At 72.0% G+C, this 15,887-nt stretch carries 15 protein-coding genes; 11 read left to right on the forward strand and 4 right to left on the reverse strand.

The window, feature by feature from the left end:
- Nucleotides 1–71: 71 nt before the first annotated feature.
- From ACFQZ6_RS20535 to ACFQZ6_RS20555, 5 genes are all read left to right on the forward strand, one after another.
- On the forward strand, nt 72–368 hold the full coding sequence (locus ACFQZ6_RS20535) for a glutaredoxin family protein (RefSeq protein WP_381611239.1): 297 nt from the start codon (nt 72–74) through the stop codon (nt 366–368).
- Nucleotides 369–563: 195 nt separating this feature from the next.
- Complete coding sequence (locus ACFQZ6_RS20540; protein ID WP_381611240.1) at nt 564–1,331, forward strand: redox-sensing transcriptional repressor Rex; 768 nt, start codon at nt 564–566, stop codon at nt 1,329–1,331.
- Nucleotides 1,328–3,076, forward strand: a complete 1,749-nt coding sequence (locus tag ACFQZ6_RS20545) for a glutamyl-tRNA reductase (RefSeq protein ID WP_381611242.1) — start codon at nt 1,328–1,330, stop codon at nt 3,074–3,076. The genes ACFQZ6_RS20540 and ACFQZ6_RS20545 overlap by 4 nt, the downstream gene beginning before the upstream one ends.
- Complete coding sequence (gene hemC / locus ACFQZ6_RS20550) at nt 3,073–4,032, forward strand: hydroxymethylbilane synthase (RefSeq protein ID WP_381611244.1); 960 nt, start codon at nt 3,073–3,075, stop codon at nt 4,030–4,032. The genes ACFQZ6_RS20545 and hemC overlap by 4 nt, the downstream gene beginning before the upstream one ends.
- A complete protein-coding gene (locus tag ACFQZ6_RS20555; protein WP_381611246.1) occupies nt 4,029–5,735 on the forward strand; it encodes a bifunctional uroporphyrinogen-III C-methyltransferase/uroporphyrinogen-III synthase in 1,707 nt (568 codons plus the stop codon). The genes hemC and ACFQZ6_RS20555 overlap by 4 nt, the downstream gene beginning before the upstream one ends.
- A 42-nt stretch (nt 5,736–5,777) precedes the next feature.
- On the opposite strand, the gene ACFQZ6_RS20560 is transcribed toward ACFQZ6_RS20555, so the two are convergent.
- Together ACFQZ6_RS20560 and ACFQZ6_RS20565 are read right to left on the reverse strand one after the other, a co-directional pair.
- Complete coding sequence (locus ACFQZ6_RS20560; RefSeq protein WP_381611248.1) at nt 5,778–5,963, reverse strand: DUF397 domain-containing protein; 186 nt, start codon at nt 5,961–5,963, stop codon at nt 5,778–5,780.
- Nucleotides 5,960–6,793, reverse strand: a complete 834-nt coding sequence (locus ACFQZ6_RS20565; RefSeq protein WP_381618488.1) for a helix-turn-helix domain-containing protein — start codon at nt 6,791–6,793, stop codon at nt 5,960–5,962. The genes ACFQZ6_RS20560 and ACFQZ6_RS20565 overlap by 4 nt, the downstream gene beginning before the upstream one ends.
- A 115-nt stretch (nt 6,794–6,908) precedes the next feature.
- On the opposite strand from ACFQZ6_RS20565, the gene ACFQZ6_RS20570 reads away from it, so the two are divergent.
- The 3 genes from ACFQZ6_RS20570 to ACFQZ6_RS20580 all read left to right on the forward strand — a co-directional run bounded on the left by ACFQZ6_RS20570 (nt 6,909) and on the right by ACFQZ6_RS20580 (nt 9,161).
- Nucleotides 6,909–7,343: an ATP-binding protein gene (locus ACFQZ6_RS20570; RefSeq protein ID WP_381618491.1), complete on the forward strand. Its 435-nt coding sequence runs from the start codon at nt 6,909–6,911 to the stop codon at nt 7,341–7,343.
- A 205-nt stretch (nt 7,344–7,548) separates the two neighbouring features.
- Nucleotides 7,549–8,040, forward strand: coding sequence for a hypothetical protein (locus tag ACFQZ6_RS20575; RefSeq protein WP_381611250.1), 492 nt, complete (start codon nt 7,549–7,551; stop codon nt 8,038–8,040).
- Nucleotides 8,041–8,078: 38 nt separating this feature from the next.
- On the forward strand, nt 8,079–9,161 hold the full coding sequence (locus ACFQZ6_RS20580) for a helix-turn-helix transcriptional regulator (RefSeq protein ID WP_381611251.1): 1,083 nt from the start codon (nt 8,079–8,081) through the stop codon (nt 9,159–9,161).
- On the opposite strand, the gene ACFQZ6_RS20585 is transcribed toward ACFQZ6_RS20580, so the two are convergent.
- On the reverse strand, nt 9,146–10,555 hold the full coding sequence (locus tag ACFQZ6_RS20585) for an FAD-binding oxidoreductase (protein ID WP_381611253.1): 1,410 nt from the start codon (nt 10,553–10,555) through the stop codon (nt 9,146–9,148). The genes ACFQZ6_RS20580 and ACFQZ6_RS20585 overlap by 16 nt on opposite strands.
- A gap of 215 nt (nt 10,556–10,770) precedes the next feature.
- Here ACFQZ6_RS20585 and hemB point away from each other — a divergent pair, with 215 nt between their 5' ends.
- The 3 genes from hemB to ACFQZ6_RS20600 all read left to right on the forward strand — a co-directional run bounded on the left by hemB (nt 10,771) and on the right by ACFQZ6_RS20600 (nt 13,852).
- Nucleotides 10,771–11,766 (forward strand): porphobilinogen synthase, encoded by a 996-nt coding sequence (gene hemB, locus ACFQZ6_RS20590; RefSeq protein WP_381611255.1) that lies wholly within the window; start codon nt 10,771–10,773, stop codon nt 11,764–11,766.
- Between the two features lie 137 nt (nt 11,767–11,903).
- Entirely contained in the window at nt 11,904–12,269 is a 366-nt protein-coding gene (locus ACFQZ6_RS20595) for a DUF805 domain-containing protein (RefSeq protein ID WP_381611257.1), read from the forward strand.
- Between the two features lie 110 nt (nt 12,270–12,379).
- The gene (locus ACFQZ6_RS20600) at nt 12,380–13,852 is read left to right on the forward strand and encodes a polysaccharide pyruvyl transferase family protein (protein WP_381611259.1); all 1,473 of its coding nucleotides are present in this window, start codon (nt 12,380–12,382) and stop codon (nt 13,850–13,852) included.
- 38 nt (nt 13,853–13,890) lie between these two features.
- On the opposite strand, the gene argS is transcribed toward ACFQZ6_RS20600, so the two are convergent.
- Nucleotides 13,891–15,660, reverse strand: coding sequence for an arginine--tRNA ligase (gene argS, locus ACFQZ6_RS20605; protein ID WP_381611261.1), 1,770 nt, complete (start codon nt 15,658–15,660; stop codon nt 13,891–13,893).
- Nucleotides 15,661–15,887 lie beyond the last annotated feature (227 nt).

The raw sequence follows: 15,887 nt of genomic DNA on the forward strand, positions 1-15,887 counted from the left end.
GTCAAGACCCGCCCGCCAAAGACCCGCCCGTTGGGGCCGACGGGTTAACCATTGGGCCGCGCGGCGCGAGAATGGCTCGTATGAGTCCCATCTTCCGCCGTACGGCGGCTGCTGTCCCCCGTGTCCCGCGGGAACGTCTCGTCACCCTCGTCCGCAAGCCCGGCTGCCACCTCTGCGACGACGCCCAGGCCGTGGTCGAGAAGGTCTGCGGCGATCTCGGCGTGCCGTGGGAGGAGAAGGACATCACCCAGGACCAGGCGCTCCACGACGCGTACTGGGAGCAGATCCCCGTCGTCCTCGTCGACGGGGAGCAGCACACCTTCTGGCGCGTGGACGCGGAACGCCTCCGTCGGGCGCTGGTCCAGTAGGCCCTCGCGGGGGCCGGAAGACCCCTAGCCGACCAGGGAGAGTGGAGTGTGTGTTCGGTCGTGACCCGTGTCACGTTGGGCGGGCAAATCGGACACCATCTTTGTGCACGCGTTCACAAAGACATAGCCTGCATCCGACGGGGCGGTCCGGGGACGTATGACCGCCCACAGCCCCGCTCTACCCGCAGGAGCACCGTGGCAACTGGCCGAACTCACCGACCGGCGACCCGCAGCCGAGGGATTCCCGAGGCCACCGTCGCCAGGCTTCCGCTGTACCTCCGAGCCCTCACGGCGCTCTCCGAGCGTTCGGTGCCCACGGTCTCCTCCGAGGAGCTGGCCGCGGCGGCGGGCGTCAACTCCGCGAAGCTGCGCAAGGACTTCTCGTACCTCGGTTCGTACGGCACGCGGGGCGTCGGCTACGACGTCGAGTATCTCGTCTACCAGATCTCGCGGGAACTGGGGCTCACCCAGGACTGGCCGGTCGTGATCGTCGGTATCGGTAACCTCGGCGCCGCGCTCGCCAACTACGGCGGGTTCGCCTCCCGTGGCTTCCGGGTCGCGGCCCTCATCGACGCCGACCCGCAGCTCGCGGGCAAGCCCGTCGCCGGTATCCCGGTGCAGCACACCGACGACCTGGAGCGGATCATCCAGGACAACGGCGTGTCGATCGGCGTCATCGCCACCCCCGCCGGTGCCGCGCAGCAGGTCTGCGACCGGCTCGTGGCGGCCGGGGTGACGTCCATCCTGAACTTCGCGCCGACCGTGCTGACCGTCCCGGACGGCGTCGACGTGCGCAAGGTCGACCTCTCCATCGAACTGCAGATCCTCGCCTTCCACGAGCAGCGCAAGGCCGGTGAGGAGAGCGCCGCGACGGCCGCCGCCGCCGCGGTCACCGCGTCCGGCACCGAGGCCGCCGCCGACCAGGGACCCGACGGGGACGTACCCGCCGTGATGCCAGCATGAGTCTCCTCGTCGTCGGCCTGAGCCACCGCAGCGCCCCGGTCAGCGTGCTGGAGCGGGCGGCGCTGAACGCGGACGCCCAGGCCAAGCTGGCGCAGGACACGGTCGCCGCCGAACCGGCCACCGAGGCCGCGCTGCTGGCCACCTGCAACCGCATCGAGCTGTACGCCGACGTGGACAAGTTCCACGCCGGGGTCGCCGAGCTGTCCACGCTGCTCGCCCAGCACAGCGGGGTGGGCCTGGAGGAGCTGACGCCCTACCTGTACGTCCACTACGAGGACCGCGCCGTCCACCACCTGTTCTCGGTGGCCTGCGGCCTGGACTCGATGGTCGTCGGCGAGGGGCAGATCCTCGGCCAGATAAAGGACTCGCTGGCCCGGGCGCAGGAGCGGCACACCGCCGGACGGCTGCTGAACGACCTGTTCCAGCAGGCGCTGCGGGTCGGCAAGCGCGCCCACTCCGAGACCGGCATCGACCGCGCCGGGCAGTCCCTGGTCACCTTCGGCCTGGAGCAGCTCGCCCTGGACACCCCGGTCGAGGACTGGGCGCGGGGCAAGCGGGCGCTGGTGATCGGCGCGGGCTCGATGTCCTCGCTGGCCGCCGCCACGCTCGCGCGGGCCGGGGTCGCCGAGGTCGTGGTCGCCAACCGCACCGAGGAGCGGGCCGAGCGGCTCGCGCAGATCCTCACCGAGGCCGACGACCACGCCGTACGGGCCCGCGCGGTGCCGATGGACGCCGTCGCCGATGAACTGACACGTGCCGACATCGCCGTGTCCTGCACCGGAGCGACGGGTCTCGTCCTCACCGCGGAGGCGGTCGCCGCCGCGTTCGAGGGCCGCGCCGGGGAGCCCGCCGCCGACGTCGCCCCTGGGCGTCGTACGGAGAAGGCGGCCGAGGCGCGAACCCCGCTGCCGCCGACGAGCGTGGGCACCGAGGACGGCTGCCCGCTGGACGTGTCCGCGCCGGGGCTGACCGCGCCCGGGTTCTCCGTGCTGGGCGAGGCCGCCGTCGCCGGGATGGACGCGGCGACGCTGGAGCAGCACGCCGCGTGGGCGGCGGGCGGCGCGGTGGAGCGCCGGGAGGCCGAGCGCCGTGGCCCCGAGGCCGACGCCGAGCTGATCGGCGCGCTCGCCGCGACCGCGGCGGCCGTCGGCCGGATTCCCGAGCGGCGGCGGCCCGAGCCGGTCGTCGAGCTGCCGCGCCCCGAGCCGGTGCTGTTCCTGCTGGACCTGGCGATGCCGCGCGACATCGACGCCGCCGCGCACCGGCTGGCCGGGGTGCGCCTGGTGGACATCGAGTCGCTGGCGGAGGCGTCCGCGGACGCGCCGATGGCGGCCGACGTGGACCAGGTCCGCCGTATCGTTTCGGACGAGGTCGCGGCGTTCGGCGCGGCGCAGCGGGCGGCGCACATCACGCCGACCGTGGTGGCGCTGCGGACGATGGCCGCGGACGTCGTCGCCAGTGAGCTGGCGCGGCTGCACGGGCGGCTGCCCGGTCTGGACGACAAGCAGCGCGGGGAGATCCGGCAGGCCGTGCACCGCGTGGTCGACAAGCTGCTGCACGCGCCGACCGTCCGGGTCAAACAGCTCGCCGCCGAACCGGGCGGCGCGGGGTACGCGGACGCGTTGCGCACGCTGTTCGACCTCGACCAGGAGGCGGTGGCGGCCGTGTCGCGCGCCGAGCACCGCGACCAGCAGAACCAGCAAGACGTGCAACACCAGAACGTCAAGAACCGAGGGCCAGCATGAGTGACAAGGCACTACGGCTCGGGACCAGGCGGAGCAAGCTCGCCATGGCCCAGTCCGGGCAGGTGGCGGACGCCGTGAGCCAGGTGACCGGCCGGTCCGTGGAACTCGTGGAGATCACGACGTACGGCGACGTCTCCCGCGAGGCGCTCGCCCAGATCGGCGGCACCGGCGTCTTCGTGACCGCGCTGCGCGACGCGCTGCTGCGGGGCGAGGTCGACTTCGCGGTGCACTCGCTGAAGGACCTGCCGACCACCCAGCCCGACGAGCTGGTGCTGGCCGCGGTCCCGGAGCGGGAGGACCCGCGCGACGTGATCGTCGCCCGGGACGCGCTGAAGTTCACCGACCTGCCGCGCGGCGCGCGCGTCGGCACCGGTTCGCCGCGCCGGATGGCGCAGCTCAACGGGTACGCCCGGACGCACGGGCTGGACATCGAGACGGTCCCGATCCGGGGCAACGTCGACACCCGGATCGGATACGTCCGCTCCGGGGAGCTGGACGCCGTCGTCCTGGCCGCCGCCGGTCTGAACCGGATCGGCCGCAGCGACGAGGTGACCGACTTCCTGTCGGTCGACACGGTTCTGCCCGCCCCCGGCCAGGGGGCCCTGGCGATCGAGTGCACCGCGGACAACGCGGACCTCGTCGCCGCGCTCGCCGAACTCGACGACCCGTTCACGCGGGCCGCCGTGACGGCCGAGCGCTCACTGCTCGCCGCCCTGGAGGCCGGTTGCAGCGCCCCCGTGGGTGCCTTGGCCGACCTCCTGGCCGACGGGCAGACTGTCAAGGAAATGCGCCTGCGCGGCGTCGTCGGCACGACCGACGGCCAGACGCTGGTGCAGTTGTCCACCACCGGTCCCGTGCCCGAGACGCACGAGGGCGCCGTGGCGCTCGGTCGTGAACTCGCCACCGAGATGCTCGCCCTGGGCGCGGCCGGTCTGATGGGGGAGCGAGCACATTGAGCCCCACCACCCTTCCCGCCGGTCCGGAACACGGGCACGTCACCTTCCTCGGTGCCGGACCCGGAGATCCGGGACTACTGACTCTGCGCGCCGTGGAGGCGCTGGCGAACGCGGATGTCCTCGTCGCCGGGCACGAGGTGCTCGACGTCGTCCGCGCCCACGCCAGGGCGGGCGTCGCCGTCGTGAACACCGACCCGGGTTCCTCTTCGGACCCGGTGCCGGGCACGGGCACGCCTCAGCTCACGGTCGTTGACGGCACGTCAACAACCGTTGGTGCCCCCGCGGAACGGGATGCCGCACATCTTGTCATGGAGGCCGCGCGGGGCGGCAGGCGGGTCGTGCGTGCGGTGTCCGGTGACCCCGGGCTCGACACGTGCGCCGCGGAGGAGATGCTCGCCTGCGCCGCCGCCGGGGTGCCCTTCGAGGTCGTCCCCGGCATCGCGGCGGCGGTCGGCGTGCCCGCGTACGCCGGTGTCCCGCTGCGGGACGCCCAGGGCGCGGACGTCCGCTTCGTGGACGCCCGTACCGCGTCCGACCGGTGCTGGACCGAGGTCGGGGCGTCCGACGGGACCGTGGTCGTCTCGACCACGCTGGACTCCGTGGCCGCCGCCGCTGGCGAACTGGTGTCCGCCGGACGTAAGCCCGACACCCCGCTGAGCGTCACCGTCGCCGGTACGACGACCCGGCAGCGCACCTGGAGCGCCACCCTCGGCACGATCGCGCAGACGCTGAAGCAGGCCAAGGTGCTGCCGTCGCCGGACGGTGGGCGGCCCGTGATAGCCGTGGTCGGTGAGCGGTCCGCCGCCGCCCAGCGCGACCAGCTCTCCTGGTTCGAGTCCAAGCCGCTGTTCGGCTGGAAGGTCCTCGTACCGCGGACCAAGGAGCAGGCGGCGTCCCTCTCCGACCAACTGCGCTCCTACGGCGCCGTACCGCACGAGGTCCCGACGATCGCCGTCGAGCCGCCGCGCACGCCGCAGCAGATGGAGCGGGCGGTGAAGGGCCTGGTGACGGGCCGCTACGAGTGGATCGCCTTCACGTCCGTCAACGCGGTGAAGGCGGTGCGGGAGAAGTTCGAGGAGTACGGGCTCGACGCGCGCGCCTTCGCGGGGATCAAGGTCGCGGCGGTGGGCGAGCAGACGGCGAAGGCACTGGTCGCCTTCGGCGTGAAGCCGGACCTCGTCCCGAGCGGCGAGCAGTCGGCGGCGGGCCTGCTGGAGGACTGGCCCCCGTACGACCCGGTCTTCGACCCGATCGACAGGGTCTTCCTGCCGCGTGCCGACATCGCGACCGAGACGCTGGTCGCCGGGCTGATCGAGCTGGGCTGGGAGGTCGACGACGTCACCGCCTACCGGACGGTCCGCGCGTCGCCGCCGCCCGCGGAGACCCGGGAGGCGATCAAGGGCGGCGGCTTCGACGCGGTCCTCTTCACCTCGTCGTCCACGGTACGGAACCTGGTGGGCATCGCCGGGAAGCCGCACAACGTGACGGTGATCGCCTGCATCGGTCCGGCGACGGCCAAGACGGCCGAGGAGCACGGGCTGCGGGTGGACGTGATGGCCCCCGAGCCGTCCGTCCTGAAGCTGGCGGAGGCCCTCGCCGAGTTCGGTGCCCGTCGGCGGGCCGCGGCGGTGGAGGCCGGGGACCCGGTGACGCGGCCGAGCGAACGGCGGCCGGGCGCCAGACGACGCCGGTCGACGACGTGAGGTGACGCGGGGCGCCTGTGACAGGCGCCCCGCGTCTTCGTCTCAGCGTGCGGAGGCCGAGGCGTAGGGCAGGAAGGTCGCCCAGGTGGTGGGGGCGAGGGTGAGGCGGGGGCCGGTCGGGTTCTTGGAGTCGCGGACGAGGACGTGATTCTCGTCCGGTGTGGCCACCTCGACGCAGTCGGGGCCGCTGGACGTGCTGTAACTGCTTTTTATCCACTCCAGCTTCATGTTTCTCCAAGCACTTTCTCGATGAGGGCCATCGACTCCCGTGGGCTGAGAGCCTGTGCCCGGATGATTCCATACTGGATGTCCAGGAGCTGCACCTCTTTCGGCTCCGTGATCACGCGGCTGATGTGCGCCACCTCGACATGACCGACCGTGGTGCCGTCCCCGAGCCTGACCAACCTGAACGAGCCGTCGAGTCCTGAGTTCTCCTCGCGGTTCAGAGGCAGTACCTGAAGGTCGACGTTGCGGAAGGCGCCAACCTCCAACAGCCGTTCGAGTTGCGCGCGCATCACCATCTTGCCTCCGATGGGCCGGAGGAGCGTCGACTCACACTGGACGAAATTGAAGAGGGCGCGGGCTGTTGTGTCGCCGACGATCTCCTGCCGCGCCATGCGGGCCGACACCTGCTGTTCCAACTGGTCGGCGGAGAAGGGCGGGCGGCGTGCGCCGAGTACCGCCCGCGCGTACTCCTCCGTCTGCAACAGCCCATGGATGACGGAGTTGTTGTAGGCGCACAACTCAACCGCCTCCGCCTCCAGGTTCTTCAGGTCCCGTACCTTCTTCGGGTACCGGATCTCCGCCACGTCCTTCTTGAACGCCGCGATCTTGCCGCCCGCCTCCAACGCCTTGTCCGCCGCCTCCAGGTACTCCGGGCGGGGAATCCGTCGTCCCCGTTCCACGGACGAGACCGACTCCTCCGTGTACCCGATCGCCGCGCCGAACTCCGCCTGGGTGAGGCCCGCCGACTCCCGCCACAGCTTCAGTTGCCGGATGACCGTGCGCATCACGCCCCCGGCCTCCTCGTCGTCCGGTCCCGCGTTCCACTCGTTCACGTTCGTCACCTCTCCCTCGGTCGCCCCGTACCGCCCGGACGGGACCGGACGCCAGGCGGACGTCCAACGGCCGCACGGGCTGCTCGACTTCACAGGCTACGCACAAGTGAACACGCTGGGTGATGTGAATCAGCGAACTTCCCTCCCGCTCACCGCGCCCCCGCTGCACCACTTCACGGTGCCGCTCTCCGCCACCCGCCGGGGTGCCCGGCTCGCCCGGCTGCTCGCTGTCCAGCAACTGAGTGAGTGGGGGGTGCCGCTGGACCCGGCGCGGGTGGTGGTGGCCGAGCTCGCGGCGAACGCCGTGCTGCATGGGCGGGTGCCGGGGCGGGGCTTTCGGCTCACGCTTTCCGTCACCCAGCCTGATGTTCTTCGGGTCGAGGTCACCGATCCCCGTGGGGATCGGCTGCCAGCGGCGGCGTCCGGTGGTGGGCTCGCTGAGGGCGGGTACGGGCTGGCGATGGTCGAGGAACTGGCCGACCGCTGGGGTGTGCGGGTGGGGCCGGTGCCCTGCAAGACCGTGTGGGCGGAGGTCGGGCTTCGGGTCTGACCGAGGCCCGGGGGCAGACCTGGTCGGCGGACGCACCGGCGGCTGACCGCACCGTCACGTCCCTCGCGCGGGGTGGCGCCCCCTGCCCCCCCACCTTTCTGGGATGGGATCTCCCGCGCGGCCGAAGCACCCTTTGTCTTCGGGAATTCGAGACCACAACGAGGGAGAAAGAAAAATGGGCCTGCGAGGGAGAAGCGTCGGGGCGTTGGTCGCTGCTGTGGTCGGGGTGGGGGTGCTGGGGGCGCCCGTGGCCACCGCGGCTCCGGCGGGGGCGGGGGCCGTCGCCACCGCATCCGTGTGGCGGAACATCGCGTTGACCGGGACCTTCACGATCCGCGACGACGAGGGCATCTTCTCGCCCGGCACCTACTGCTCGGGGAACGTCGCCTCGGAGGGGTGGGTGAACGAGGTCAGGTCGCCGTCGCTGTGGTGGCAGACCACCTGCGGGGGCGAGATCCGGCTGGAGAAGCACGTCTCCGCCGTGACGGACAGCAACGGCGGCGTCATGATCTACGTGACGCTGCGGCTCTACGAGGGCACGAACGTCACCAACAACGACCTCGACGCCGAGCGCCACATCGAACGCTACGTCCCCGCGGGGCAGGTCTCCGTGCTCAGCGAGATCGCGCTGGACAGCACGGAGAACAGCGGCAAGGACTGGGCCAAGCTCAACCTCACGCTGCACAACGACCGTTAGGCACGACCGCCGGGGCGACGGGGGGTTAGCCTGGGGCCGTGGGGGGACAGGGGGAAGCGTCGCGTCGCGCTGCCCGGATCGCCGACGCGGCGGTGCGGGCGGCGCAGTCCGCGCGGAGCGTCGAGGAGTTCTTCGGCACGGTGAAGCGGGCCACGCGCCCGGCCCTGCGGTTCGACATCTGCGCGGGCGTGACCGTGGACCCGCAGACGCTGATGAACACCGGGGGCGACTACCGCGACGGTCTGCCGCCCGACCGGCTGCCGCGGATGCTCGACATCGAGTACCGGGAGGGCGACGCCAACGCCCTGTCGGACCTGGCGGCCAGGGCGACGCCGGTGGGGTTGCTCAGCCGGGAGACGGGCGGCTGCCTGGAACGCAGCCCACGCTACCGGGACATCATGCGGCCCCTGGGGTTCCGGGACGAGTTACGGGTGCTGCTGCGGGACCGGCACGGCGCCTGGGGCGCCCTGATCATGGGGCGGGGCGACGACGCGCCGCCCTTCGAGGCCCCGGACCTCGCCGTGGCGGCCTCACTGGCCCGGCCGCTGGGATCCGTACTACGCCGTCTGCACCTGACACGGCTCGCCGAGGAGGGGGCGACGGCCGCGGCGCCGGGGCTGGTGCTGCTGGACGGCGACCACGAGGTCGTCCACGTCACGCCGACGGTGGCCATGTGGTGCGACGACCTGGCCGACGCCGGGGACGCCAAGGGCGGTCTGCCGCCCGCCGTGTACGCCGTCGCGGCGGCGGTGTGGGCGCCGGGTGCCGACGCCTCACACACCTCGTGGATGCACAGCCGTACCCACGGCCGGGTACGGCTGCACGCCTGGCGGCTCGACGAGCCCACGCCGACCCGGGCGCGGACGGCGGTCGTGGTCGAACGGGCCGGTCCCAGCGAGCACTTCGCGCTGATCGTCGCGGCGTACGGGCTCACCCCCAGGGAGCGGGAGATCACCGCCCTGGTGCTGCGCGGGTGCTCCACGGCCGACATCAGCAGGCGGGCCGGGGTGTCGCCGCACACCGTGCAGGACCACCTCAAGGCCGTGTTCGACAAGACCGGCGTCCGCAGTCGGCGTGACCTGGTGGCCGCCCTCTTCGCCCGGCACTACGCCGTCGGCTGACCGGGCGCCGGTGGGACGGCGTGGCCGAAGCGGAGCAGGTTCGCCGGGTCGTGGGCGGACTTGGCGCGGCGCAGGCGGGCGTACGTCTCCGGGGTCCAGGCGCGGGCCCGGTCCTCGGCGTCGCCGGGGCGGCCGTGGATGTTGACCATGGTGTGGCCGGTGGCGTAGGGGGTCATCGCCCCGTGCAGGGTCGCCAGGGCCGCTTCCGTGGCCGTCGCCGCCTCGGGGGTGGGGACCACGCCGACCGCCTCCAGGAAGTGGGTCGCCGCGCGGGCCGCCGACAGGGCGTCCTCGTGGGCCGGGGGGCGGGCGAGGGCGGCGCCCATGTGGCGCAGGCCGACCTGGGGGAGGGGGTAGTCCGGTGGGGCGGCGGGGCCGCAGGCGCGCAGGAAGGCGTCCTGGGCCGCCGGGGGCAGGTCGCGCAGGAGGGCGCAGGACTCGCGGGCCGGGAGGGGGTCCTGGGGTTCCATGTGGATGAAGTCGACGGCGGTGGACGGCATCTCCGCGACCGTGTCGACCTCCACCGGGACCGACGCGCGGAGGGGCGCGAGGATCTCCTCGCCCCGTGCCGGGTCGCCGGGCCAGGCGACCGCCACGCGGGACCAGAAGCCGCCACGCAGGGGTTCCGGTATCTCCGGGACGGGCGGCAGGCGCAGGACGTGGAACGCGCTGCACATCTCGTCGGGGACGGTCTGCGTCCACGCCGTCCAGGTCGCGAGGAGGTGCCCGGCGTGCTCGCCCGCGCAGTGGATGCCGCCGCCGAGGAGGCGGGGGACCGGGATCAGGTCCGTCGTCATCCCCGTGACCACGCCCACGTTGCCCTTGCCGCCGCGCAGGGCCCAGAAGAGGTCCGGGTCCTCGGTGGCGCTCGCGGTGTGCAGGGTGCCGTCGGCGGTGACGACGCGGAAGGAGCGGACCAGGTCGGCGGCGTAGCCGTAGGCGCGGCCGAGGACGGGCAGGCCGCCGCCGACCGTGTAGCCGACGGCGCCCACGTCGGTGGAGGTGCCGGTCAGGGCGGAGAGGCCGTGCGGGAGGGCGGCCTCCAGGACGTGGCGCCACTTCGCGCCCGCGGCGATCGTCGCGGTGCGGGCCCGCGGGTCGACCGTCACCTCCGTCATACGGGACGTGGTGATCAGCAGGCCCTCGGGGACCGCGGCGTTGGCGCCGTGGCCCGTGGACTGGACGGCGACGGGCGTGCCGGTGGCGGCGGCCCAGCGCATCGCCGTGACGACGTCGTCCTCGCCGGTCGCGGCGACGATGACGTCGGGGGTGTGCCGTACCGCCAGGTTGAACCCGCGGGCTTCGGCTTCGTAGCCCTCGTCGGTGGGGCGCAGTACGGGGCCGTGGATCGTGGACAGGGCGAAGAGGTCGGGCGTGTGGTCGAGGGAGGTCATCGCGTCCTCCGCGGTGGGTGCGGTACGGAGGGACGGCGGCGGCGCTGGCGGGCTCGGTCCGGGTCGGTTCGGCTGGGCTTGCGGGCTCTGGGGTGGCCGTCGGGGTCCTGGGCTCTCCCTTCCAGGGTGGACCCGGGCGGGGGGCCGCGCAGCCGCGCGCGGGGCCGACGCGGCGTCGGCAAACGGGGGGAGGGGGCGGGCGTAGCTTAGGGCGTATGACGACGACGTACGGATCCTTTCCGGGTACGCGCCCCCGGCGGCTGCGTACCACGCCCGTGATGCGGCGCATGGTCGCCGAGACGCGGCTGCACCCCGCCGACTTCATCCTGCCCGCGTTCGTGCGCGAGGGCGTGCGCGAGCCGGTGCCGATCGCCGCGATGCCGGGGGTCGTGCAGCACACCCGTGACAGCCTGAAGAAGGCCGCGGCGGAGGCGGTGGCCGCCGGGATCTCCGGGATCATGCTGTTCGGGGTGCCGGAGGAGGAGAAGAAGGACGCGGTGGGGACGCCGGGGACCGACCCGGACGGCATCCTCCAGGTGGCCCTGCGGGACGTGCGGGCCGAGGTCGGGGACGACCTGCTGGTCATGTCCGACCTGTGTCTCGATGAGACGACCGATCACGGGCACTGTGGCGTGCTCGACGACCAGGGCCGGGTCGACAACGACGCGACCCTGGAGCGGTACGCCGAGATGGCGCAGGTGCAGGCCGACGCCGGGGCGCACGTGGTCGGGCCGAGCGGCATGATGGACGGGCAGATCGGCGTCGTCCGGGACGCGCTGGACCAGATCGGGCGGGAGGACGTGGCGATCCTGGCGTACACCGCCAAGTACTCGTCCGCCTTCTACGGGCCCTTCCGGGAGGCCGTCGGGTCCTCGCTGAAGGGGGACCGCAGGACCTACCAGCAGGATCCCGCCAACTTCCGGGAGTCGATGCGGGAGCTGGCCCTCGACCTGGAGGAGGGGGCCGACATGGTGATGGTGAAGCCCGCCGGGCCCTACCTCGACATCCTGGCGCGGGTCGCGGACGCGGTGGACGTGCCGGTGGCGGCGTACCAGATCTCCGGCGAGTACTCGATGGTCGAGGCCGCCGCCGAGAAGGGCTGGGTCGACCGGGAGCGGGCCATCCTGGAGACGCTGACCGGCATCCGGCGGGCCGGGGCGCGGAACATCCTGACGTACTGGGCGGTCGAGGCGGCGCGACTGCTGCGCTGACGATCTTGGCAACGGTTGGGGATCGGTGGGGCCTCGGTTGGGTCCGTCCTGTTGACGGGTTCTTGTCAGGCTTTCTAGGTTCTGCGTCTGGCCTGATCTTCTCGGTCAGGTCTCACGTCGATCTCTGGGGAAAAGCCATGCAGTGGTTCATCGCGGCGCTCAAGAAGTACGCCGAGTTCAGTGGGCGCGCGCGCCGCAAGGAGTACTGGATGTTCATGCTGATCGCCGCCCTCATCTACGTCGTGCTGATCGTGGTGGGACTCGCGGTCGGGGGCGCCGAGGCGGTCTGGATCCCCGGCATCTTCGGCATCGCCATGCTGGTCCCCGGGCTGGCTGTGGCGGTACGCCGTCTGCACGACATCGGCCGCACCGGCTGGTGGCTGCTGGTCGGAGTGATCCCGATCGTCGGCGACATCGTGCTGCTGGTGTTCAGCTGCCTGGACAGCCAGCCCGGCGTGAACAAGCACGGGCCCAACCCCAAGGAGATCCCGGCCTTCGTCTGAGACGAGACCAGACCAGACGAGACGACGGCCGGGAGTGAGGCCGCCCCGCCGGATACCGGCCGGGCGGCCATCCTTCACCCAACCTTTACCGGTCTGTAGGGTGTCGTCGCGTGAAGCGCATCCTGATCCGGTCCGGGAAGAGCCCCTTCCGCGTCGCGACCCCGACTGAGTTCATCCACCAGGACCTGATCGGGACCAACACCGGCAACCTCCTCTTCAGCGACTCCGCCCACAAGATGCTGTCGGCCCCGGACACCGAGGTCACCTCCAACGGCATCCGCACCGACCCGTCCGCCCGGCGCGCCGCGGAGATCAACGAGCGGTACGACGTCTTCGTCGTCCCCCTCGCCAACGCCTTCCGGCCCAGCTTCCACGCCTCGCTCGACCGGCTCTCCACGCTGATCGAGCAACTCACCATCCCGGTCGTCGTCTTCGGCGTCGGAGCGCAGGCACCCGACGACTACGACACCGGGTGGCTGAAGCCGATGGAGGACTCCGCGAAGCGTTTCGTCTCCGCCGTGCTGGAGCGGTCCGCGTCCATCGGCGTGCGCGGCGAACTGACCGCCGCCTACCTCCGCGACCTGGGCTTCCCCGCCGACCGGATCGACATCATCGGCTGCCCGTCGATGTTCCTGTACGGCGGCACGTTCCCGGAGATCCGCCGGGCCGAGCTGACCGGGGACTCCCGGATCGCCCTCAGCCTCTCCCCGGACGCCGTGCCCGTGGGGGACGTCTCCGGCCTCGCCCGCACCGCCTGGGAGCGCTACCCCCACCTCACCTACTACGCGCAGAACCTCACCGACGCGGAACTGCTGCTGTGGGGCGACACCACCCCCGAGTCCGGGTACGAGGACCCCTTCCCGCTCCAGCTCAGCCACGCCCTGCTGCGCGAGAACAAGGTGCGGATGCCGCTCGACCCGGCCACCTGGATCGACGAGCTGCGCGGCTACGACTTCGCCTACGGCACCCGCCTGCACGGCACCATCGCCGCCCTGCTCGCCGGGACGCCCGCGGTCCTGCTCAGCCATGACTCGCGCACCCTCGAACTGTGCCGGTACTTCGACCTGCCGTACCGCGACCTGACCGGGCTGCCCGCCGACACCGACCCGCGGGAGCTGTACGAGGGCGCCGACTTCTCCGCCCTGCGCAAGGGGCACGGCGAGCGCTTCGAGCGGGTCGTCGCCTTCCTCGACCGCAACGGCCTGCAGAACACCTACACCCACGGCGACGGCGGCGCCGCCTTCGACGCCCGCCTCGCCACGCTCGACCTGCCCGCCTCCCTGCCCGTGTGGGACGGCTCCGACGACGGCCACATGCGGTACCGCGTCGCCCGGCTGCGGGAACGGCTCGCCAGCGCCGACGCGCGGCTGGACCAGCGGGCCAAGGAGAACAGGGAACTGCGGGCCAAGCTCAGCGCCGCCGAGCGGCGGGCCACGGAAACGGCCCACCGCCTCGACACCACCCGCGAGCAACTCGCCGCCCTGGAACGCCGGATCAACGGCATCGAGAAGCGCGCCCTGGTCCGCCTGGGCCCGGCACTGCGGCGCCGGGCGCGGAAGCTGCTCGGCCGCCGTCGCGCCTGAGGGACGCTGAACTCCCCCGGGCGCGGCGGCGTACGTCCTTACAGGCGCTCGGGGGTGCGGATGCCCAGGAGGGCCATGCCCTGCTGGAGGGTGCGGGCCGTGATGTCGCAGAGGAACAGGCGGTTCTCCACCTGGGCGGAGGTCTCCGCCTTCAGGACCGGGCACTTGTCGTAGAACGACGTGTACAGCGAGGCGAGCTGGTACAGGTACGCCGCCATCTTGTGCGGGGCGTACTCCGCCGCCGCCTCCCCGACCGTCTCCGCGAACGCGTCGATGTGCAGGCCCAGGGCGCGTTCCGCCTCGTGCAGGGCCAGCTCCGGGTGCGGGGCCGGGCGGACCTCGCCCGCCTTGCGCAGGATGGACTGGATACGGGCGTACGCGTACTGGAGGTACACGGACGTGTCGCCGTTCAGCGAGACCATCTGGTCCAGGTCGAACTTGTAGTCGCGGTTCGCGGACGTCGACAGGTCGGCGTACTTCACCGCGCCGATGCCGACCTGGGTGCCGCGGTCCGTGATGTCGGCGTCCGTGAGCTGGTGCTGGGTGTCCTTCTCGCGGACCACCGCCGTCGCGCGGTCGATCGCCTCGTCGAGGAGGTCCACCAGGCGCACCGTCTCGCCCTCACGCGTCTTGAACGGCTTGCCGTCCTTGCCGAGGACCGTGCCGAAGGCGAGCTGGTGCGCCTTCACGTCCTCGTTCAGCCAGCCCGCCCTGCGGGCCGTCTCGAACACCATCTTGAAGTGCAGGGACTGGCGGGCGTCCACGACGTAGAGCAGCGTGTTCGCCTTCAGGTTGAAGACCCGGTCGCGGATCGCGGAGAGGTCCGTGGCCGCGTAGCCGTAGCCGCCGTCCGACTTCTGCACGATCAGCGGGACCGGGTTGCCGTCCGGGCCCTTGACGTCGTCGAAGAACACGCACAGCGCGCCCTCCGAGCGGACCGCCACGCCCGACTCCTCCAGCAGGCGGCAGGTCTCCGCGAGCATGTCGTTGTAGCCGGACTCCCCGACGATGTCCGGGTCCCGGACCTCCATGTCCAGCTTCTCGAAGACCGAGAAGAAGTAGATCTTCGACTCGTCGACGAACTTCTGCCAGGTCGCGAGCGTGTGCGGGTCGCCCGCCTGGAGGTCGACCACCCTGCGGCGGGCCCGCGTCTTGAACGCGTCGTCCGAGTCGAACAGCCTGCGGGCCGCCTTGTAGAGGCGGTCCAGGTTCGACATCGCCTCCTCGCCGGTGACCTCGGTGTCCTTGTGGTCCAGCTCGTGCGGGTGCTCGTCCAGGTACTGGATCAACATGCCGAACTGCGTGCCCCAGTCGCCGATGTGGTGGCGGCGGATCACGTTCTCGCCGGTGAACTCAAGGAGCTGGACGACCGAGTCCCCGATCACCGCCGAACGGAGGTGGCCGACGTGCATCTCCTTCGCCACGTTCGGCTGGGCGTAGTCGATGACCGTGGTGCCGGGGGCGGCGGTGGTGGGCACGCCGAGGCGGGCGTCCGGGTCGGTGGCGCGGGCGGCCAGGTTGTCGGTGATCGCCCGGTCGGTGACGGTGATGTTGAGGAAGCCGGGGCCCGAGACCTCGATGTCCTTGATCACGTCGCCGGTGGTGACCTGCGCGACGACCTGGGTCGCGAGCTCGCGGGGGTTAGCCTTGGCCTTCTTCGCCAGCGCGAGGATGCCGTTGGCCTGGAAGTCGGCCCGGTCGCTACGTCGCAGCAGCGGGTCGACTCCGTCGGCTTCCGGGAGGGCGGAAGTGAGGGCGGCGGCGAGGTGCTGGTGGACGGTGGCGGTGAGGGACGTGACCGGGGCCATGGGGTGGGTGCCGTTCTCCTCGTGGGTGCGGGTGGATGTGGCCAGTATCCCACGGGGGTGAAAGGGGTTTTCCGGTGTGCGGGGTGCCGCTCTCTGTGGGACGGGCGCCGCCCCGGCGGCACGACTGCCCGCAGCTAAGGGGGTGGGGCGTAACGCGTTTTCTTCGTAGCGGGGGGAGCTGGGAGAATGGCGGTGGCAGTCGTGGGATGTCGCGGCTGGGTTGTGGA

This window comes from Streptomyces flavalbus (assembly GCF_042674625.1).
Lineage (GTDB): Bacteria > Actinomycetota > Actinomycetes > Streptomycetales > Streptomycetaceae > Streptomyces > Streptomyces flavalbus.